Source organism: Paraflavitalea sp. CAU 1676 (assembly GCF_029223285.1).
Taxonomy (GTDB): Bacteria; Bacteroidota; Bacteroidia; order Chitinophagales; family Chitinophagaceae; genus Paraflavitalea.
In genome coordinates this window covers 113954-135219 of the sequence record NZ_JARHUJ010000012.1, presented here as the reverse complement: position 1 = coordinate 135219, position 21266 = coordinate 113954, and the positions used below count along the sequence as shown (strand labels likewise).

15 protein-coding genes are annotated in these 21266 nt (G+C 51.7%); 12 read left to right on the top strand and 3 right to left on the bottom strand.

Annotated features, from left to right (window positions below; translation table 11 throughout):
* Nucleotides 1-67: 67 nt before the first annotated feature.
* Nucleotides 68-901 carry a sugar phosphate isomerase/epimerase gene (locus P2H89_RS32740; protein WP_275835271.1) on the bottom strand — a complete coding sequence of 278 codons (834 nt, stop codon included), beginning with the start codon at nt 899-901 and terminating at the stop codon, nt 68-70.
* Nucleotides 902-1223: 322 nt separating this feature from the next.
* On the opposite strand from P2H89_RS32740, the gene P2H89_RS32735 reads away from it, so the two are divergent.
* The 4 genes from P2H89_RS32735 (at nt 1224) to P2H89_RS32720 (ending at nt 3836) form a co-directional block, all read left to right on the top strand.
* Nucleotides 1224-1574 carry a hypothetical protein gene (locus tag P2H89_RS32735; RefSeq protein WP_275835269.1) on the top strand — a complete coding sequence of 117 codons (351 nt, stop codon included), beginning with the start codon at nt 1224-1226 and terminating at the stop codon, nt 1572-1574.
* Nucleotides 1575-1696: 122 nt separating this feature from the next.
* Nucleotides 1697-2188 (top strand): response regulator transcription factor, encoded by a 492-nt coding sequence (locus P2H89_RS32730; RefSeq protein ID WP_275835267.1) that lies wholly within the window; start codon nt 1697-1699, stop codon nt 2186-2188.
* Between the two features lie 120 nt (nt 2189-2308).
* On the top strand, nt 2309-2845 hold the full coding sequence (locus P2H89_RS32725; RefSeq protein WP_275835265.1) for a DUF4199 domain-containing protein: 537 nt from the start codon (nt 2309-2311) through the stop codon (nt 2843-2845).
* Nucleotides 2846-3095: 250 nt separating this feature from the next.
* The gene (locus tag P2H89_RS32720) at nt 3096-3836 is read left to right on the top strand and encodes a DUF4397 domain-containing protein (protein WP_275835263.1); all 741 of its coding nucleotides are present in this window, start codon (nt 3096-3098) and stop codon (nt 3834-3836) included.
* A 138-nt stretch (nt 3837-3974) separates the two neighbouring features.
* Here the strand turns inward: P2H89_RS32720 and P2H89_RS32715 are convergent, their stop codons facing one another.
* Together P2H89_RS32715 and P2H89_RS32710 are read right to left on the bottom strand one after the other, a co-directional pair.
* Nucleotides 3975-4481: a DinB family protein gene (locus P2H89_RS32715; protein WP_275835260.1), complete on the bottom strand. Its 507-nt coding sequence runs from the start codon at nt 4479-4481 to the stop codon at nt 3975-3977.
* 89 nt (nt 4482-4570) lie between these two features.
* On the bottom strand, nt 4571-5584 hold the full coding sequence (locus tag P2H89_RS32710) for a substrate-binding domain-containing protein (protein ID WP_275835258.1): 1014 nt from the start codon (nt 5582-5584) through the stop codon (nt 4571-4573).
* Between the two features lie 258 nt (nt 5585-5842).
* Here P2H89_RS32710 and P2H89_RS32705 point away from each other — a divergent pair, with 258 nt between their 5' ends.
* From P2H89_RS32705 to P2H89_RS32670, 8 genes are all read left to right on the top strand, one after another.
* Nucleotides 5843-6133, top strand: a complete 291-nt coding sequence (locus P2H89_RS32705) for a hypothetical protein (protein WP_275835256.1) — start codon at nt 5843-5845, stop codon at nt 6131-6133.
* A 160-nt stretch (nt 6134-6293) separates the two neighbouring features.
* Entirely contained in the window at nt 6294-7547 is a 1254-nt protein-coding gene (locus tag P2H89_RS32700; protein ID WP_275835254.1) for an MFS transporter, read from the top strand.
* On the top strand, nt 7528-7731 hold the full coding sequence (locus P2H89_RS32695; protein ID WP_275835252.1) for a hypothetical protein: 204 nt from the start codon (nt 7528-7530) through the stop codon (nt 7729-7731). Before P2H89_RS32700 ends, P2H89_RS32695 begins: the two co-directional genes overlap by 20 nt.
* A 381-nt stretch (nt 7732-8112) precedes the next feature.
* Nucleotides 8113-9309 (top strand): hypothetical protein, encoded by a 1197-nt coding sequence (locus P2H89_RS32690; RefSeq protein WP_275835250.1) that lies wholly within the window; start codon nt 8113-8115, stop codon nt 9307-9309.
* A 10-nt stretch (nt 9310-9319) separates the two neighbouring features.
* Nucleotides 9320-13714 (top strand): DUF6603 domain-containing protein, encoded by a 4395-nt coding sequence (locus P2H89_RS32685; protein ID WP_275835248.1) that lies wholly within the window; start codon nt 9320-9322, stop codon nt 13712-13714.
* A gap of 30 nt (nt 13715-13744) precedes the next feature.
* Entirely contained in the window at nt 13745-16033 is a 2289-nt protein-coding gene (locus P2H89_RS32680; protein ID WP_275835246.1) for a hypothetical protein, read from the top strand.
* 25 nt (nt 16034-16058) lie between these two features.
* Nucleotides 16059-19682: a hypothetical protein gene (locus P2H89_RS32675; RefSeq protein ID WP_275835244.1), complete on the top strand. Its 3624-nt coding sequence runs from the start codon at nt 16059-16061 to the stop codon at nt 19680-19682.
* Between the two features lie 23 nt (nt 19683-19705).
* Nucleotides 19706-21241: a hypothetical protein gene (locus tag P2H89_RS32670; protein ID WP_275835242.1), complete on the top strand. Its 1536-nt coding sequence runs from the start codon at nt 19706-19708 to the stop codon at nt 21239-21241.
* The last annotated feature ends 25 nt before the right edge of the window (nt 21242-21266 follow it).

Sequence of the window (21266 nt, the reverse complement as noted above, 5' to 3'; positions counted from 1 at the left end):
GGAGGGTGTCAAAATTGATTTTGACACCCTCCTATACTTACATTTTTAATACCGTTGGATCTTGCACTTACGACAACGACTTCACGACTCCTTTGAAATAGCCTGCTGATTCAGCAATGCCTGCAAGGGGGTCGCTCATATCTTTTTCAAACTCGAGGCTGCATACGCCCTGGTAGCGGATCTTTTGCAGGGCCTTTACCAGTGCCGGGAAGTCGATGACACCACGGCCTACTTCAATGGCCTTGCCATCTTTGGCCGCCAGCGATACATCCTTGATGTGCAGGTCGTACAGACGGCTCTTGTAAAGCTTCACTACTTCGGCGGGATCAGCGCCGGCGCGAATAGCGTGGCCGATGTCCATGCAGATGCCCATCTTTTCGTCGCGGTCCTTGATAAGATCCCACACGTTCTTAGGGCTGGGATAGAGTTTATCTTCCGGTCCGTGGTTGTGAATGGCGATCTTGATACCAGTCGATTTCACCACCGATTCGGTGTAGTCGAGCAGTTCGGGATTGGGCACGCCTACCACCAGGGGCACCCCTACTTTTTTGGCATAGGCGAATGCCTGGTCCACCGCTTCCTTCGATTTCATGTAGATAACGCCTACAGCGTACACATTGATCCCGGCATCGGCGAATTGCTTCTTCACACTCTCGATCTTTTCATCGGAGCTGTTCAGTGGCAGGTGGATATCCTTGATCGAGATATATTTTATGTCGACCTTCTTCATCATTGCGATCGATTTCTCGAGATCGAATTTGGCGAAGGTGTACCCAGCCACGCCCGTAAGAATGGGGGTATTTCCTTTTTTGGCAGGAGCAGCGCCGGATACAAGTGGTAAGCTAAGGGAGCCAGCCAGGCCCAGGGCAGATTGCTGTAAAAAATTCCGTCTTGATGTCATATGGCTGTTTTAAACAGTTGGTTGATATGAGGTCGGAAGATACGACTTGTACCCTAATACCTTTGCTATATGTCAAATTTTGGCAGGTTCGGCGAATAATTAGGGCATAGGTATGTTTATTTTGCTGAATTCATTTAGTTTTGGCGCACCCTGTTTCCATTTTCCATTCTTTCCTGTGTAAGCTAAAGTGTTATAATAACCTGTTCACTGCCCCGCAGTTCAAGGTTCCCATCCACAAAAGAGAATTTGACCATTTGCTGCCACGTCACGCGCGCGGAAGCTGAACCTTTAACCCTGTTAACACTACCTAAACTGTTCTACTATGGAGCTGCATGAACTGTTATCCCCATTTGTAAAATGCCTGAGCGCCATTTCGCTCGGAGGCCTTTTTCTGCTCATGTTATTCGGCGACAAGATCAAACTGAATGGTAAGGAAAAAGGAGGACGTAACCTTGGCATCACCCTGGGCTTTAGCCTGGTGGCTACCCTCGCCTTTTCGCTGATCACCATCGCCATCCTGTATGAAAATGCCACCCTGGCCATTGGCACCGAACTAATGCCTGCCAGTGCACAAATATGCGGGATGCTGGCTTTGCTGAGTTTCATACCAGTAGCCGTGGCTACCTGCAGGATCGCCAGCCTGGTGATGCGCCGTCGTCAGGATCACGCATAATAAATAGACTTCAAAAAATCATCCTCCGGGTGCGGCGATGTTCAGCACGATCGTTGAACCTATCGCTCCGGATGAATTATTGTATTTTTGAACTAGCCGGTCTTTTAACCGGCTATTGCCTTATGCTGAAATCGCTGGCCAGGTACAAACATATTGTGGGCTACGGCCTTTCGCTCGCCGCTTTATTGGTATTGCTGCGCTGGCTTGAGCTGCGTTTCATCATCATCAACAATGCTTTCCAGGTCTATGCCGGCGCTATTGCCGTGATCTTTACTGTGCTCGGGGTATGGCTGGCCCTCCGCCTCAGCAAGCCAAAGATCAATACCGTCGTGATCGAAAAGGAATTGTATATCGAAAAAGAACCAGTGGCTGCGACGGTAACCGGCGATTTCGCCATCAATCACACTGCCCTTACTAAATCGGGCATCAGTCCGCGCGAACTGGAAGTGCTCCGACTGATCGCTGCGGGCCACAGTAACCAGGAAATTGCCGACCACTTGTATGTTTCCCTCAATACCGTTAAGACCCATTCTTCGAATCTCTTCCTGAAACTGGACGTTAAACGACGCACGCAAGCTATCGAAAAAGCTAAGCGACTGAGTATCATTCCATAGCAGGTATCACCCATTGGTACTAAAAACGATCTCCAGCCTAAAATCACCCCAAAGTATGAGCTGCAGGAACGATTTTACCTTCAATTTTGCGGGGTAACCAATTCACCAATCTTCACCATCATGAAAAAGACCGTTCTTGTTTTCGGATTGATCGCCGGCCTCATCGTTACCGCCATGATGCTCTACTCTGCCAACATGGTTTATAAGACCGACCATTTTAAAGGCAGTGAAATTCTTGGCTACACCACCATGCTGGTTGCCTTCTCGTTCCTCTTTGTTGGCATTAAGAATTATCGCGATAAATATAACCAGGGGGTGATCAGTTTTGGAAAAGCCTTTAAAGTGGGCTTCTTCATCGCGCTGATTGCTTCGACCATGTATGTGGGCGTTTGGCTGATCGAATATTACCTGTTCATGCCCGACTTCCTGGAACGCTATAGTACCTGCGTGATCCGGGACGCTCAGGAGAGTGGCGCCACACCGGCCCAGATCAATGAGAAGCGGGAAAGTATGGCCAGCTATGCGAAGATGTATCAAACGCCGGTGGGCGTTATCCTCCTCACCTATATGGAAATTTTACCTATAGGTACGGTCGTTGCGCTGCTGTGTGCGCTCTTCCTGAAAAGGAAGAAAAAGCCTGAGGTACAGGTGGCGTGATGCAGTCTGCATCTCATTAATTTCTTTTAATGTCGGGGCCGGCGATGATGATCGCCGGCCCTATTCGTTGCCAGTCGCTTTAACGAAGCTTTATCATTCCTTTACATTTTCCTTATCACTATCGGGCGGCGCTTTTCGGTAATTTTGCCCTCTCCCCTACCAACCTGTTTACTACCAACCACGCATCAAAGCCAACACACCATCGCAACTGCTGAAAGAGTTTTCTTTTTCACTTTAAAAAACGCATGCTATGAACAAAGCTTTGTCTTTTCTCCGTAGGAGTTTGATTCCCGTGCTCTTAGTAGTTTCTACAGGCGTATTGCTTTCTTCCTGCTTAAAGGATAAGGATGGTAACAACCCCGATATTCCGGCCGGCGCACTGATGTCCTTCAACCTGGCTCCCGATCAACCGGGCCTGTTGATCAGGTTATCGGGCAACCTGCTTACGCAAACACCGCTCGCCTATACCAATTACTCCGGCGCTTACCAGAGCATCTATGCGGGCAACCGGCAGATCGATGCTTTCAATGTGAACAACAACAAACAGATCAGTGCTTCCAGTTTCAATTTCGAGACCGGCAAATATTACTCTTTGTTCATAACCGGAGCAGACAGTGCCTACAGGAACATTGTGGCCGTGGATAATTTCGATAGTTTATCGGCTGCCGACGGCAAAGCCTATGTACGGTACATCAACGCGATCACCGATTCGGTAAATGCGCCAACGGTTACCATTGCAGCCGGTGGCAACAATGTGGTCAATGAACCGGCTCCTTACACAAGGGTGAGTGAATTTACCGCTATCAATCCCGGCAGTATCAGTATTGCCGTGAAGAACAACAACGGCGTGGATGCAAGCCGCACCATTTCAGTAGAGCAAAAGAAAATATATACCATCTTGTTGGTGGGCAAGCCCGGTGCTGCCGACGCCAACCAACAGGTGCAGATAAAATTTATTGGCAACGGTACTTTGAGCGACGACAACAAATAGTTTGTGAAGGAACTATAGAAATCCAATCGTCCCCAAAAAAGAAGCCCCCTGCTTTTGCAAGGGGCTTTGCTATTGCTATAGGGAGCTGTTTGAAAAAGGTCGATGATGTATTGACAGAACCGTAACTGCCGGGTCCGTTTAGAACTGGCCTCTGTCCCAGAAGAAAGGCGGTTGAATACCCAGCGAACGGAGGTATACAAAGCCCTGGCCGCGGTGATGATTCTCGTTTTCGATCCAGTAGAACATGGCGCCATATACCGGCATTTCATATTGCCCCATTGCTTTATCGGTTTCCTGCCAGCGGCTGGCTGGTATTTTCTCCCAGTTCTCATTGATGAATGCGGTGACATCGTCCCAGAATTGTAACAAGTCGGCCTTGGTGGCAGGTTGGGTATTGCCGGCATACAGATCCGCCAGCTCTTTCCATTCGCCAGTGGCCGTACCATGCACACCAATAATGGCCAGGGTGCTCAGTTCATGGGCCAGGTCGGCAAAAGGCCGCATGCCGCCTATCGAGTAGGTGAACAGCTTATCATCGGGGAAGGCTTCGATCGTTTTGCGGGTGAGGTGACGGTGCCCTTGCCAGTGTTCGAGTAATTGGTCGGGCGTAACGAATACATTGTTTTTAACGGCTGTTGCTTGCATAGTGGTTCTTTTTTAAAAGTGATACCACAAAGAAATAACCGGCTAGTGACAGCCTTATGTCAGTAGGGAAAATGGGATGTCAGATTTTTTTACCGCAGGTTGGGTGTTTTAACGACCAGTTCACCCTCGAGGTTGATCTGGGTGGTGGCGGGACGTTGGCCGATAGCCTCCAATAGCATCCGGGTAGCGAGCCGGCCCATTTCGCCCAAAGGCTGCTTGATATAAGCAAAGGGGGCGTGATAGAATTCCAGGGCTTCGGTTTCGTCGAAGCTGACGATACGCAAGGCTTCCGGCACTTTTACCGGTAGCGTGTTGATATACCGGAACCCCGCAACGGCCAGGTTATTGGCAGCAAACAAAAGCCCATCGATGGGCTCCGGGCCAGTGAGGAGTTGATGGATGGCTTTTTCGATATCGGCCTTTTGAAGGCGGATGTCGACTTCTTTAATGAGTGACTTTTTTGCCGGCAGCTTATGCTTTTTCAATGCCGCCGTATAGCCTCTTACACGTTCCTGGAGGTGAAACAACTCGTTGGCATAGGTGAGCATCCCGATCCTGCGGCAACCGGCTGTAATGAGGTGTTCTACGCCTTTATGGGCTGCGCCAAAATTGTCGAGCGCCACATAGTTGGTCTTCAGATCGGGAAAATACCGGTCTACCAGCACAAAAGGCACCTGCTGTTGCTGCAGCCGGATGATCTGGTGTTCAGAAAAAGCAGGTGGTGCCAGGATCAGTCCGTCTACCTGCCGGTCGAGCAGGGTATCGATGAGCTTGCCCGATTTGCGGGCATTTTCATCCGAACTGCTGAAGATCACGGTGTATTGATGTTGCTCGGCTTCGTCTTCAATGATGCGGGCCAGCCCTGAGGAGAAAGGGTTGGCGATATCGGAAACAACGAGGCCGATGGTATTGGTCTTATTGGTCTTCAGGCTGCGGGCTACCTGGTTGATGCGGTAGTTCATGTCGGCGGCGGCATCGCGGATGCGCTGGGCCAGTTCGGGCGATACGCGGTTCTCCCGTTTATTGTTGAGCACATAGGAAACGAGAGCGGTCGACACCCCTACTTTTTGCGCAATATCTTTCAATGACACTTTACGTTCCATATCACAATTGTACCTTATTTGCCCGCTATCCGCTTAATGCATTAACCAACCCGGTTTAGGCAATTTACTGATTATCAGAATAATTGTGGAAGTTAACGTATTAAAGCGGCATTAAGAATCGTTAAGGCTATCTTAAGCTGGTTAAACGTTTAACCAAATATATTTACTTTTGTGTCGTCAACACGCATTCCAAATAATCCGACCCGATGGATCCAGCAGGAACAACAGGAAGGGTTATTGAATCAAAAGCCAGTGTGTATGGAACAGTTCACTAATGTTGGGCTCATTGAATGTAAGCAGCCAGTTGGTTCGTTTAAAACGGATTCGCTGGGTAACCGACACGGTTTCCATCTCAAAAAAGTGATGGTACCGGATGTATCCCCTGAGATTGCCCGGCGGCATTATCCGCAATCGGAGATCGTTCAGGACAAACGCGCCATTATGGAGGATTCTTCTATAGATCTCATAGTGATATCAGGAGCGGCGAAAGACGATCTTGATCTGGTAGCAGAAGTATTGCAGACAGGCAAACATGTACGATTGGTTTAGTTACAGATTGGTTTTAGGTTGCCTGCCTTTGGAGTTAAGATATTACCTATGGGAACTGAGTTTAAAGCTCACATGAGATCCTCCCCCACACGAATGCCTGCTACCAAGCGGGCATTTTTTTTTTGCCGTAGACGAACACAAACCCATTTAAGCACAACAGATGAAACAGACGAGCTTTTTGAGAACGATGAAACCAGGACTACTCACTCTTACCCTTGGCGGTATCGTGGTGGGGATGACAGAATTTATGATGATGGGAGTATTGCCCGACGTAGCCACTTCACTGTCGGTATCGATACCCAAGGCGGGCTACCTGATCGCGATCTATGCATTGGGCGTAGTGATCGGTGCACCGTTGATGACCGCGCTCACTTCCCACTACAAGCCACGCATAGTATTGATGGGCATGATGGGCATGTTTGCGCTTTTCAATACCTTATTTGCCCTGGCCCCCTCCTATGGACTATTGCTGGTGGCCCGGCTGTTTGCCGGCCTGCCGCATGGCGCTTTCTTTGGAATGGGCGCCGTGGTAGCAGCGCGGCTCGCAGAACCCGGCCGTGAAGCAAGGGCTGTATCGATGATGTTTGCCGGCCTCACGATCGCCAATATAGCCGGGGTACCCCTGGGTACCTGGATGTCGCACGAGTTTGGATGGCGATATGCTTTCTTCACCATTGCCGTTATTGCGGTGATCGCTGCATTCAGCATTTATAAGTGGATGCCGAACCTCGCGCCTTCGCAATCGGAAGGGTTTGGTAAGAGTCTGCGGGTGTTCAGGCAAAAAGATTTCTGGCTCATCATTGGCATTTCGAGCATCGGTACCGGTGGTTTGTTTGCCTGGATCAGCTATATCGCTCCATTGATGACAGAAGTAGCAGGCTTCGGCGCTGCCAGCGTGAGCAGCATCATGATCATTGCCGGTGTGGGTATGGCAGTGGGTAATTTTATGGGAGGCCGGCTGGCCGACCGCTTCTCGCCACTCAAGACAACGGGTTCGCTATTGCTCACGATGATCGCGGCGCTGCTCATCGTATCGGTAGTGAGTTATTATAAAGCTCCGGCACTCGTGATGACCTTTGTTACAGGCGCTATCGCTTTTGCAGTGATCGCCCCGATGCAAATGCTCATGATCAGTTCGGCCAAAGGCGCCGAAATGCTGGCCTCTTCTGTTTTGCAGGCCAGTGCCAATATGGGTAATGCGCTGGGCGCTTACCTGGGCGGACTTCCCATCGCTGCCGGCTTAGGTTATACCTCGCCGGAGTACGTAGGGGCCGGGCTGGCCCTTACCGGTTTTATTCTTTGCATGGTGCTTGCCAAAGTGAAAAAGCAGCCTGCCGTTGTTCCGAACCAGGAAACGGTCAAGGCCATTCAGTCACCAGTAAAAGAAAAAAATTATGAAAACATCTATCAGTAATGAACGCAGTTTCAAACGTATTGTAAAACAAGGCAGTCAGTTCGACGCCATTGCGCCGAACGACTCAACATTGGAGAACAAACAGGTGGGCGGCAAGAAAACCGGGATAGCCGGGCTAAGGATATTCCCTGGCCATTTCCTGGCTGGGCCACATGCTATTTTCAATCCCCTCCTGGTAAAATAATCAGCGACTTATTGACCTGATCAATGAACGGGGCCTCTTGCAGGCCCCGTTTTGTTATTTAATAACCCTACGATTTCAATAAAAGCCCAATGCCAGATAATCGGTCAAACAGCAAGTCCACAAAAATCAAATATTCTACTTTACGTATCAGCCTATTTCAAATACCGTACATGTACGCACCGTTTCTTTCATTCCATAAGATACCTTCATCATAGCAACTGATCCTCCACTCAATCCGCCCCACTTTCATTAAACTGCCCGATCTGTTTATTTACTGATCATTCATCAGAATAAAGATTTTCTGTGCCTGCAACTGTACGGCTATGGTGTGAACAATCATTCACCTGGCTATGCTATTCATAAAACTTATCAAACCTTGCCATGGGTACAAAACTGCTGGTGTGGAATATTCAGAATTTCACCATCAATAAGATAAGCCTGGCCAATGCGAACCCCCATGTGCCGCTTCAGCACCCCAACAACATCAACGTTCAAAAGCTCCTTTACATTCTCAACAACGTAAACCTTACCGACCCCGACATCTTTGTGGTGATCGAGGTGATCAGCGGAAGAGGAGAGCGGGGAAGCCCGGTAAGTGGCAGAGGAGCTCAGGGACTCGTAACCCTGCTGGGGCATTTAAGAGCTATGAGTCCCCACTGGTGCCTCGTGCCGGCCCTCAAATTGGTCAACAAGATCAATGTAACGGAGATCGACGGAGAGAATGAGGACGAAGATGATGCTCCTTTGCTTCAATTGATCAATGACGGACAATATACGGAAGGTATTGGTGTCTTCTTTCGCCAGGATCGCGTTTCCTTTCAGGGGCCTTATATATGGCCCAATACGCCCGATTCTCCTTTAAAGGTGGCCGTACCGGCAGGCGGTGGCGCTGTGGCCGGACCATATCTTCCCGGATGGCAGAATTGCCTGCCTGCCGGCAACTATTTTGCGGGTCAATACACCTATTTTTATCCGAATGGTTCTCCGGTTGAATTCCCCGCCACCACTTCCCGCAATCCATTTCTTACCCGGTTTGTAGAATTGGGAGGTGCACACCGGATCATCAACCTGGCCAGCGTACATTTTCCGCCCAACCTGGCTGCTGCCGAAACTGCGTTGGCGCGCCTGGCAGGTTATTTATTCGACAAGGTGATTGCCAACAATGAAGTGCAGGTCATTGCCGGTGATTATAATATCGATTTTGGACAAGAGTTTTGTTATGCCCGTTCAGCGCTGCAGGACCTGTATAGGTTTACCCCTGTTCTCCGGTATGGCATGCCCCCTAGTATGCTAAAACGGAGAAGCATTGCCACGCCCACCTTCTACCAACCTAAACTATTACTGGACAATGTGGCTATAAGATTTGGCGCCCAGGCTGTTGTGCCCGGACAACGATGGGCGATCATGAACCGGATCTACGATCCGGATATTCCTACTTTAATGGAGAACTCCCTTGCGCAGATACTGGCACTGCCCCCCAATCAACAAGACGAGGTTTTTCGCCGGCCGCTCAATTTCGGCAGGCTTGGTCCTGTGCCCGGGACCAGTGATCACTTAGCCGTTTTTGTAGAATTTTAAATCCTGCAACATGTCTCTCCAATCCATCGCTCAAACACTTTACAACCAGGCTAACAGCGGAGGCGTTATTACCATCAATGATATGCTGCTCGGCAGTGGCACTGCTTTTTCTACCCTGGTACAACAGAACCTGCTTCGTTCTGCCGGCAATGTATTGCTCACAGCGAGTGCGGCCAATATACCGCAAAACCCGGGCGTCAACAGCTTTACCTTTCCCGCAGGCATACCTGCTACGGCCGCCGATGCCTTCCTGAACCTATCAGGCAATAAAGTAACCGTGGTCATCAGTGCAGTAACTGTCAATAACAATATCGTATACCAGGTGCAGCTCAGCATCGACCTTACCGTGCTTGCTGCCGGAGGATCCACCACCTGGCTCTTCAGCAATAGTTATCCTTCGCTGTTGGGATGGCCCTTCGACCGGTTGCCCTTGCAGGCGCCGCAATTCATATTCATGTTTGGCCAGAATAGCCTTCCGGCCGGTATTAGTGAAGGTTTGAATTTCAATGCAGCTTATACACTTACGGGTATATTGGGTCCACTATTGCAGTTGCTGCAAATGTTTGGCCACAACGCCCCTGCTGCTGCTCCATTTACGGGACTCATTACGCAAACACCCAACGGCCCGTCCTTTGCGCTCAAGGGCAACGTTGATGGCGTAGCTACACTCCCCCTGCAGGCCCTCACGGTGTCTGCACCGGTAGTAGAGGCTTCCATGGAATACCATCGGCCCGATAATAATCCGCAGGCGCCCTATGAGCCCTGGGGGCAGATCGTGCTGAACACCACTACTCAATTAACGGGTCAGACCGACCCTTTGAATGTATCTTTTGTATTGTCGTATGAAACGAGCTCCCCCTTCCTAACGCTGGTCATTGCTCCGCAACCGGGGTCGGTTACTACCAGCATCAACAGCCTGGGCCAGTGGATGGCCGGCAAGTCGTGGGATGAGTTCTTTGCCGCAGCACCAGCCAGCAGCCTGCTGCCCTTTCTCAGCAACTTCGGTTTGCAGTCGTATTCGTTATCCTTTACACTTGGCAACTTTTCGATCTTAAGCACGAGCCTGGCAGTGGGCACCTTGCGCCCCTGGACGATCATCGACAATAAACTGGTGATGTCCAGCTTCTCGGTGGGCTGGCAATTGATCGATCCGTTCAACGCGGCTTACAGCAGCGTGGCCATCTCGGGAAAGCTGGATATGTTCAGCGGCGTAGACCAGGTTACCTTCACGGGCTCTATTCTCCTACCCGACCTGCAGTTATCGTTTGCCCTGTATTCTCAAAAGACGATGACGGCGGCTCAATGGCTGCAAACCATTGTAACGGGCTTTGGAGGCCCTACGATACCGTCGGATATCGCCAAAGCGCTTTCTACCTTCAGCCTAACGGTGATGCTGCTTTCGATGGATGTGCCCGGCAAAAACATGACGTTTACGCTGGCAGGCCAGCTCACCGTAGGCAGTACCCCCGTCGATTTCAATATCAACCTTGCCATCGGACTTGAACCACAGTTCACCTACGACATACAGGTTGAGTTCGTATTTTCATCGGTTACTGTTGCGGGCGAGATCACCAACACGGGCGGAAAAACGGTTATCAGCTGCTCCTGGCAAAACGAGGCCAATCCGCTTGACCTGAATGACATTGCGATCGCCCTTGGGTTTGGCAGTCTGGGTATTCCGCAGGACCTTGATATGGGGCTAAAACAGATCACCCTGGTGTACGATATCACCGACAGCATCTTCACCATCGGTGCAGCCTCTGCCAATTATGGCAAAGCCGATCTGATTGTCTTCAAACCAACCGGCAGCAATTCCTATACTTTCTTTGGTGGTCTTCATGTTGATAAGCCCATCGACCTTACCAATCTGCCCCTCGTGGGCCAGGCGCTCTCAGCACTGGAAAAAGTGGAGATCGACAAACTGAAAGTACTGGTCACCTCCGATGTGATAACTCCGGGCCAGGTAGGGCAACTTAATGCGCTTATTCTGCAATTGGGCGCCGAATATCCTTCTATCCCTGCCGAAGGAATGGCCTCTACCGTGAATATCTCCATGGAGTTTAACGTGGGCGGTTATATCATTCCGCTAGGCTCGGGTGTAGGTGGAAAAAGCACCACGAATATGCCGGCCAACAAAAGCTCGGTACAGGGTCCGGCTACCGGCAATACCAATACCCCCGTTACCTCTACACCGGGCAACCAGGCCGACGGCACTACCTGGTTCAATGTACAGAAGGCCGTAGGGCCCGTCATGTTCCGGCGTATAGGTGTGCGATACCAGGAATCTGTATTGTGGTTCCTGCTGGATGCGAATTTCACCGCTGGCGGCCTTTCCATAGAACTGGTTGGCATGGGTATTGGCTCCCCCCTCAGCAGTTTTTCACCGCAATTCACGTTATCGGGCCTTGGCATCGAATTCAGCGAGCCGGGCTTCTCCATTGGCGGCTCCTTCTTCAAAGTACCCCCTTCTACCGGTGTAGCCTATGAGTATGCGGGTGGCGCTGTTATCAAAGCGAGCAGCTTCTCCATTACAGCCCTCGGCAGTTATGCCAGCATTTACACGGATAATACCCATACCTCCACTGTGCCTTCCATGTTTGTATTTGGACAGGTAACCGGCAGCTTTGGAGGCCCTCCTGTATTTTTCGTTACCGGCTTTGCCGGAGGTTTTGGATACAATTCCAGTTTGCGCCTGCCCGGCATGAATGAACTCTACCAGTTTCCGCTGGTGGCTGGCGCACAGAACCCCTCTGTTATTGGCGGAGCTACTGCTACGCCCGCCGAAGTTTTGCGTATACTATTGGGCCTCGATGGCGGCACTGCCTGGATATCGCATGAAGTTGGTCAATACTGGTTTGCAGCCGGCCTTCAGTTCTCCACCTTTTCCATCGTATCGACCAATGCCTTACTCATTATCCAGTTTGGAAAGCGGTTACAGTTCGCCCTGCTGGGCCTCTCCCGTGCACGCTTCCCCATGAGTGGCAGCGTAACCTACGCATTCATCGAATTACAGATAGAAACCATTGTAGATCCGGGCCAGGGTATTTTCTCCCTAACAGCGATACTGAGTCCCAACTCCTACCTGCTCGATCCTTCGTGCCGGCTCATGGGCGGATTTGCCTTTTATGCCTGGTACACGCCCAGCGATCATGCCGGCGATTTTGTGATCACGCTGGGTGGCTATCATCCCAGCTTCGATCCGCCAGACTGGTATCCGCAGATACCGCGTGTGGGCTTCACCTGGTCGCTCGACTCGACGGTGAGCATTACCGGCACTGCTTACTTCGCCATGACACCGGCGGCGGCCATGGCCGGCGCACAACTAAGTGTCACCTACCAGGAAGGCAACCTGCGGGCGTGGTTCAAAGCCTGGGCCAATATGCTGGTATACTGGAATCCCTTTCACTTCGACGTGGAGTTAGGCACTTCGATAGGCGCCTCTTACCGCCTCGATCTTGGATTCACCAATATTACCCTCGAAGCAGAACTGGGCGCCGATATTCACCTGTGGGGTCCGTCTACGGGAGGCACTGCTACCGTACACTGGTGGGTCATTTCATTTACCATCGATTTTGGCGCAACGCAAACCGGCAATCCGGATGCTTTGAAATGGCCCCAGTTCATGCAACAGTTGCCCAAAGCGGCCGATCTCATCAAGATGGTGCCCGGCGATGGACTGGCGCCCAATGGCAATGCCGATCTCAACGCCGCAGATCCGTGGATAGTGCGCCCATCGCAGTTCAGCTTTTCCGTTACATCGGCCGTACCCAATTCCCAATTATTGCTGGGCAGCAGTGAAACGCCGTTTCAACAGGGCAGCCTCATCAACATACGGCCCATGCAAACCAATGCCGCAGGTAATCATCTCAAAGCGGTCAGCAATACCGGGAAAGACCTCACCTCTAAACACACGCTTACGGTAACCTACAACGGTGCGGAGCTGAACCTCGTTACTGCAGGCTGGACTGTCAATCCCCGCAAGCAAAATGTACCCAAGGCCATGTGGGGTACGGGCCCTCAAACGCAGGTACCGGACGGTAATGATCAGCTGGTGAAGGAACAGCTAACGGGCTTCGACCTCGCAGCACCAGCTACCCAATTCGGCTATACGCCGGGCATCATCAATGTAACCCTGAACCTGGCCAGCGCGCCCCTGCTTGCCGGTACTTTGCCTGTTCAGCCGGGCAAGCCGGCGCAAGGACCGATAGCACAGGCAGGCGCCAACACCATCCTGATGATCGAGCAGCAAATAGCCAGCGTTGCCTATACGAAGGCGCGCAACGACCTGTTTAAAAGCCTGGGTGATCTTGGCATTAAACCGGGCACCGATGGGGATATGACCAAATATGCAGAACGGGCAGGTTCCATCTTCCCGGAAGAACCGCTGGTGATACCAGTCAGCTAAACCAACCTCTCACCTTTTAAACGATCAGCTATGGGCAAACAAAATATTATCGATCCGGGTTTCATGGAGTTGTATGACAATGAAACGCCCGGGCTTGGCGCCGGTAAGTATGTGGTAAGCGCTACCCTGTCATTGCCGAATACGGATACCGATAATTATTCAAAAACTACCACCCAGACCTTCGCTGTGCAGGGCCCTCAGTTTTCCATCGATACAACTGAGATACATGCCATGAGCCCCGCCAGCAATGCCAATGGAGACTTTACGGAAGTACTGCCGGCCATTGTACTTGAAAACGCTGTGTTACCCTGGGAGCGCCCTATTACCAGCGATAAAACCATTCCCTGGATGGCATTGCTGGTATTGAGGGCCAGCGAACTCGAGATCGACCCTGCCACTCATTCGCCCCTCATCACTTCTACGGTGCAGGATTTTCTTCATGCTGAAGCGGGTATTATAAAACCTTCGATCGACCCAACCCAAATTTCTACGCCCATCCTGCAAAGCACGATGAACAGCTTTCGCATTTCCACGGCCGTTTTCCAGGCCATTACTCCCAGACTAAAAGAGCTATCGACGCTATCACATGTACGTCATATCAATCCAGCAACACAGGTTGTAAACGGTACAGACGGAGATGGCTGGTTCTCCATCGTCCTTGCCAATCGATTTCCCCTTTCTTCGAACCCCGGCGATTCAGCTGGCGCCGTCAATTACGTGCAGCTGGTATCACTCGAAGGCCTCAGCAATTACCTGGTCGATGCACCGGAATGGCCAACAGGCGCTTCTAAAGTGCAACTCATTAGCCTGGCCTCCTGGACCTTTACCTGTGCCGCGCAACCGGGGCAGACATTTGCAGAACTCGCGGAGCACCTCATCACGGCAGCCAACAACGACCCCAACTCCTTGTTGCTGAAAATACCTGCTGCCGATGATGGATCGGTGGCGGCTACCCGATTAAAACAAGGTTATACAGCCTTGTCTTTTCATACAGACCCCGGGCCCGATACATTTTGCTGGTACAGGGGGCCCTTTAGTCCGGTACCTGCTCAGCCTTTGCCCGCTTCCATCACCCAATACCAGCATGCAGCTGCCGCTATGATCTACGACCAGGCAAATGGCATTTTCGATAACTCCTATGCGGCAGCCTGGACCATCGGCAGGCTTACCGCACTCGCCGACCCCGGCTATATCGACGCCTTGCAACGGGTGCGTGATAAAACGATCTCTACGGGCACCCGCTTGCTGGAACGATCCAAACAACCGCACCTGGCAGGCATCACCGATCTTGCCGTGCTGGCATCGCCAGGATTAAGCCGTAAAACATTTACGGGTCATGTAAAAGCCAGCGTGCACAGCGAGCTCACCCAATCATTTAAGGCGCCTTTGAATAATACCCAGGCGGTAAAAGGCCCTGCCAGGAATTTCCTGTTTCCGCAAGAGGCACCACCGGCATCGCCCGCGGCGGAAGCTACCTGGTTCTTTCGACAGCCGGCCATCAGTAGTTTTCTCGCTACACAAGCTGCCGAAGAGATAGACCCACTAACCACCTGGCTGGGCAACCTGGCATTGCTCGAGGGCATATCCTTCAATCACCTGGTGCCCGATCAGCGTATGCTGCCCGTAGAATCGATCCGGTTCTTTTATGTAGACCAGGCATGGCTGCACCTGTTAATAGATGGCGCCATGAACATCGGCATACATGGCAGCCGGGAAGGGATGGCACACAATATACTGGCCCCCTCCTTAAAGGAACGCAGTCTGCAGAAAGCTGCCGGCGCCCGCAATCTGTTATTACGTAAAGCGAGCGAAGATCCGCCCGCACCCAAATTACCTGCGGCGGGTATGCTATTGCGTTCGGCATTGGTGAGTGGCTGGCCCGGCCTTTCGGTAACTGCTAAAGCAGGTGGAACGGATGTCAGTATCCTGCGCATGGACCACCTCTCCCCTTCTATATTACTCGTGCTCTGGTCGGGCGTACCGGATACCGTTACCATCAGTCAGCCCGAACAGGGTTTACTCTTTGGCGTAGAAGACGGATGGACGATACTGCGGCGAAGTCTTGCAGCAACAAACCTCGGCGCACCATTGGGGGCACCCAACTTTCCGGCTTCGGGTGATATCAAACAATTCATGCGGCCTGTCCAGAATAACACCGGCGGCCTGGTGCTTAACCTGGTACCTGCGGTGGCAGGCACCCCCAACTATATTATACCTGCTATGGCAACGGCTTTATCACAAGCCAATATTTCGGCCTCGCAGTTTGCCATTGAAATGGTAAAAGCACCTGAAAAGATCACCTTCAATCCGCCTGCCTAAATCAATCAATTCAAAACTTACGATCATGGCTACCAACAATCCCTTGCTTGTTCCCATAAAAATGGAAGCCTTTGTTGTCAACAATAATGTATTGCACAATACCGGCGTCAATATTCAACGGTGGAAATATGGCTATCCCTTCCTCAATATGTATGCTACGCCCCAGCCAAAAGCATTTACCGGCACCAACGACCTGCCCGGCACGGGTGTAGTATTGCATTGGGAATTGCCCGAAATAGTAAGGAACGGTAATTTGAACGATGCCGGCAAGGTGGTATTTCCACCGGCGCCTAACCGTTGGCTGGTCGTGCGCTACAGCGGCCCTGCCAACGCGCGTATTGCCACTGGCTGGGTGGTGCAAAGCGATGCCCTCGGCAACAGTGACCCGGTAACCGGCGGCTCGCCCTACCTGAAGCCAGGTGTCAATAATTTGCAGTCCACCTTTGTGGGTCAGGTAGTTCCCCTTTCAGCCTGGAAAGAACCTAACCCTTCTCCGCTTTTCCTCACGGCTGTTGCGCCCGGCAACAATATGTTTGCCTCCTTTCAACCTTATTCCTGGAATGTTTTCTCCTTCTTCGACCCGCTTAGCGGGGTTGCGCAGCAGGATAACCTGAGTTATTTTGTTGGTGGATGGTATTCCTCGCAGGAAGAAGACATCCTTCATAGTTGGGTTGCCAAAGGCGACTTCAATGCCTTTTTATCTCAAGCAAGATGGCAACTGGCAGCCCCCAGTGCGGATACTGCTACCTATGGTTTCTATCACAGCATGGTATGGGGCATCAATTGGGATATCAACGGCGCTGCTCCTAACAATACGCCTGCCAGCACCGATGTAAAAATAGCGCTGGGCAATACAGCGGTGGATGCACTGACCACCCTGATTGCTGCACAGGCACAGGGTAACGACAAGATCGATGCGTCGCTGCTCGAGGCCCTGCAATATGGCCTGTTGCCTGGTTATGATCTGCCCGATGCGGCATTTGAACTGGCCCAGCAAATTCAGGAGAACTGGTTTGGCGCCCGCACCGGAGGTTATAACTGGGAGATAGTAGATGCACCGGTTGATGCCAACCAGGGCGACCCTCCGCCACCGGTATCCACTACCGAACTCACTAAGGAGGAACTATGGCTGGCAGCCCTCAACCAGGCCCAGCAAACCTACGACGATGCCGTGCGCACCCTCAGCGCCCTGCAATGGAACCTGTACCAAACCTGGTGGAAATACAACAACGCACAGGCGAATGGCTTAACCAATCCCTGGCCATCTGGTACTTCCCAACAACAGTTCCAACATGCGCTCGACCCCAACAATAACCAGGGCCTGCTGAAGCAGGTCTATGCGCAAAAGCAGTTGGTCGATCAACTGGCATTGGCCGTCCCTACCGGCAACACGCAGACCGAACTGCTCGACAATATCTCGATCTATGCACAGTCAAAAGATCTTCCGGCTACCAGGATACTCAAACAATCTGCGCGCCGGCCTTTCCACCGCGCTTATGACCCCGTAGTACTTATGCAGGGACTTAAGAATGAAACACCGCTCAAGCCGCATGGTGCACTAGTGTGCCGCTTTATGAGTCAGCTGGCCACCGGCTTCCAGTATGATGCAAACACGACCATCACCTTATCGCAAGTACAATCCATTATACCCATTCCTTCGAGAATGCAGGGTGTGCCCTCGCAACTGGTGAACCTGTTGCAGGAATTCTTTCTGCTCGATCCGGGAAACGCTGCCATGGTTGCACAGGCGGCGCTCGGCAGCTCCAAGCCAGACATCATTGCCCTGGTAAAAGCGGCCATGACGGGCGGCCAGCATATCTTATTGCCCGGTTATTGCCCCGACCTGGACCTTGCCACCTGGGCCCAACCCTGGGCGCCACTGGTATTACTCTGGGATGTGGTTTGGTATCCCATTGCGCACGACGATGGCCTTACAGACCTGTGGACCTTCGACGGCAACGAATACACCTGGGGCGGAACCGGCTTTGACAACCAAGCACCTACCTGGGAGTATCAAAGCATGATCTTCATGACCCCGCAGGCCAGCTTCAACTTCAGGGCTCAGATGGAAAAATTCTTACGGGAGAATCCAGACGATACGGCTGTTGAACAATTGGAGGAATTCATTACACAAACGGATAGCTGGGACTTTCTTTCGCAATCATTTGTAGGGCTTACTCCTTCTATGACGTTGCGCGACCCCAATCCCAACGTATCACCCGAACTGAACCAGCAAGCCTATTTTACCAATCAGTCGTTATCCAGCCTCGTGGGCAGCAGCGCCACCTATGTACCCATACCCGGCGCCACCTCGCCACCTCCATTCGAACCATGGCCCGCTTCGGGCTTTCAAAACTGGCGGGCCGGTCAGTTCCTCATCCGCCGGTTGTACGTGGTCGATAAATTCGGGCAAACCTGTGAGGTCATCAATTCGCAAACCCAAATGACCACCAAGCCTTTGCTGGCACCCTCCCTGCAACCCCAGCATCCGGTGATCGTGCAGGAAGGATATCGGTTTGTGCAATTACCCCCACGGCTGCTGCAGCCGGCACGCCTCAACCTCGACTTTGTATCCTGCTCGGATGACAAAAAGGTTTTAGGACTCTCGCCCGACATCAATCCTATTTGCGCCTGGCTATTGCACAACTACCTCGATGAAAGCATTGCCTGCTACGACAATGAAGGCAATATACTCGGTGGCGTTTGGATCATTACCAACGACCAGCAACAAAAGGTCGTAAACTGGACACCCGCACCCGATAGTAAGATCATGACCATTGCCGACATGATCAACAATCCAGCATATCCCGATCTCAACCACCTTGGCCAGATGTTACTGGCCATGCAGCAACTGGGGCCCACTGCATTTAACAGCATGCTGGAAACCCTCGACAAGGCAGCAGTTACCATCGACGGTAGGCAAACGACGGCCGATATGGGCCTCACCCTGCTGGCCGGCAGACCGGTTGCCATGGTACGCATTCAACTGCAATATGAGCTGGAAGGACCAGTGATCACCGACCCCAGCTGGCGCTATACCTTCGCCCCCAACCGCAATCCTGTAACCAGCTATACTTTCAATATACGTATGGGTGAGGCAGGGCAACGATCCGACGGACTGGTTGGTTATTTCACCGGTAACAGCTACAATAGATTTTATACACCCAATGTACCGGCACGTGTAGAAGATCCAAACTACATTCTGCCGGTGGGTACCGGCCCCTCCATCGCCTTGCCTTTTGATGGCAGCACCTCGGCTTACCTCACCATGCTGATGGACCCGCGATCCATCGTTCATGCCACCACCGGCATTTTGCCGGTGATCAGTATTGGTATACCACAGGGATTCGTCGGTGGCGCCTTTGCCCATATGGACCTCACCTTCAGGGTCAACTGCCTGCTGGGTGATACCGTTACCCCCGAAGTGGTCACCAAAGCCGACAACACTGCAGTGGTGATGCCACGCCCATCGCTCAAGAACGGCACCTGGTCCTGGCAGCAATTTGAGGGGCAGACAGGCTGGGCCACTTATGACATTACACCCTCCACCCCCACTGCTCAATTCAACAATGCACAACCTATCATCAGACAGGGTTTATTAAGGTTAACGGGTGCAGAAGCAGAAAAAAGCGGGGATCAAATCATTTAAATCATCACTAAACAAAAAAAATCATGAATCCATCCACCACCAATGCACTGCTTAATTACAGCCTCACAACCCTGCCCGACCCCTTGCAGGTAAGTCCGGCAACAGGCAATCAATCTTATGGCACGCTTACTTTTGTAGTATCCAATGGAGGCAATGTAGCAGTAGATGTTTCGCAGATCCAATTCGTACTTCCTATTGGTACCCTGGCACAGCAATTAACCAATGACGCTGCGGCGATCCTGTATAACAGCAGTCCTGCAGGACAGTGGAATATTTCCATGACGGCTTCGGGTGTGTTCACGGCGGTGCCCGCTTCCGGCAACACGGTACCAGTTACCACGAATGGGATTGTTTTCCAGCTCTTCAATATTCCGGTAAACCACCAGGTGGGTACGGTGAACATCAATGTAAATGAAACCGCTACCAGTCAGGGCAATCCATCACAGGTACGCACGGCCTCCTTTAGTGTAGCCAAGTTTCCCTATGGCTTCTTCTTCGGTAATTTTACGCCGCAGGTGCCGATGGTACAGGATAAGCAAACCGTAACACTTACCTGGCAGGGATCGGATATGGCCACCTATAACATGTACTATGGAGCCGCGAATCCGGTGCCAGTAAACAATGTGCGCACCTGGACATCACCCGCACTTACCAATGACACGACCTTCTTATTGCGCGCCACTGTGGTGTACCTGGGTGAAACGGTCACCAGAGACCTTACCACTACGGTAGTGGTAGCCAATCCCGAAATTCAGGGCAGTTCATTAAGTATCGCCGGCATCAGCAACCTGGCGGGCAATACAACGATCGGGGGCACCTTAACAGCCAATAGTACAGCTACCATAGCAGGCGCTACTACCATCAACAATACACTGAGTGTAAGTGGAAACGCCAGCCTGGCCGCGGCTACCGTGAACCAGCTGCTCACCGCCAGCGGAGGAGTAAGCACCAGCAACTTAAACGCCAGCGGCAATACGGTACTGAACAATGTCACCATCAATGGCACTACGGCCATCAATGGCGCTGTGAGCATGCTGAAAGCTGCGCAAGGGTTGGATACTTCTCAACAATCGAAATCATTTACAGTTTCCTCCGATGGATTTGTAGTGGTGTATGCTACTACCTTCCAGCAGGGCGGATCGCCCAATGCTGCTTACTGGGGTGCGCTGGCCGTCAACTCAAAGCTTGGGTTATTTGCTGCGGGAACTGCCAATTACCAAATAGTAGGCAACATCCTCACCACAGGCATGGCATCTCTTTCTTTGCCTATGGCCAATGGATCCACCTTTTCGCTGGTCCGGTATACCGGCAGTGTGGGTATCCCCCAGTTTACGGCCTGGTGGATTCCCATTGGTTCTACAGCAGCTCCCACCAATACCATACGGGAAGCTACTGCAGAAGAGATGGCAGATTTACCGGCCGAACCACATCCAGACAGTTTCCTGCCGCATCCCGTTAACGGGTTACTGGTAGACGCGTTGCTGGAAGCATTAAAACATCCTATTGACGACGACAGGAAGCATGCTTTGAAGGAATCCCTGAAGTCATTATTACAATAAGAACTCCATTCCCTGCAGGGGAGTT

Excerpts from the sequence above, each read along its gene's own strand:
- P2H89_RS32740 (WP_275835271.1), bottom strand. The coding sequence starts at position 901 with ATGACATCAAGACGGAATTTTTTACAGCAATCTGCCCTGGGCCTGGCT.
- P2H89_RS32735 (WP_275835269.1), top strand. The coding sequence starts at position 1,224 with ATGGAGCTGCATGAACTGTTATCCCCATTTGTAAAATGCCTGAGCGCC.
- P2H89_RS32730 (WP_275835267.1), top strand. The coding sequence starts at position 1,697 with ATGCTGAAATCGCTGGCCAGGTACAAACATATTGTGGGCTACGGCCTT.
- P2H89_RS32725 (WP_275835265.1), top strand. The coding sequence starts at position 2,309 with ATGAAAAAGACCGTTCTTGTTTTCGGATTGATCGCCGGCCTCATCGTT.
- P2H89_RS32720 (WP_275835263.1), top strand. The coding sequence starts at position 3,096 with ATGAACAAAGCTTTGTCTTTTCTCCGTAGGAGTTTGATTCCCGTGCTC.
- P2H89_RS32715 (WP_275835260.1), bottom strand. The coding sequence starts at position 4,481 with ATGCAAGCAACAGCCGTTAAAAACAATGTATTCGTTACGCCCGACCAA.
- P2H89_RS32710 (WP_275835258.1), bottom strand. The coding sequence starts at position 5,584 with ATGGAACGTAAAGTGTCATTGAAAGATATTGCGCAAAAAGTAGGGGTG.
- P2H89_RS32705 (WP_275835256.1), top strand. The coding sequence starts at position 5,843 with ATGGAACAGTTCACTAATGTTGGGCTCATTGAATGTAAGCAGCCAGTT.
- P2H89_RS32700 (WP_275835254.1), top strand. The coding sequence starts at position 6,294 with ATGAAACAGACGAGCTTTTTGAGAACGATGAAACCAGGACTACTCACT.
- P2H89_RS32695 (WP_275835252.1), top strand. The coding sequence starts at position 7,528 with ATGAAAACATCTATCAGTAATGAACGCAGTTTCAAACGTATTGTAAAA.
- P2H89_RS32690 (WP_275835250.1), top strand. The coding sequence starts at position 8,113 with ATGGGTACAAAACTGCTGGTGTGGAATATTCAGAATTTCACCATCAAT.
- P2H89_RS32685 (WP_275835248.1), top strand. The coding sequence starts at position 9,320 with ATGTCTCTCCAATCCATCGCTCAAACACTTTACAACCAGGCTAACAGC.
- P2H89_RS32680 (WP_275835246.1), top strand. The coding sequence starts at position 13,745 with ATGGGCAAACAAAATATTATCGATCCGGGTTTCATGGAGTTGTATGAC.
- P2H89_RS32675 (WP_275835244.1), top strand. The coding sequence starts at position 16,059 with ATGGCTACCAACAATCCCTTGCTTGTTCCCATAAAAATGGAAGCCTTT.
- P2H89_RS32670 (WP_275835242.1), top strand. The coding sequence starts at position 19,706 with ATGAATCCATCCACCACCAATGCACTGCTTAATTACAGCCTCACAACC.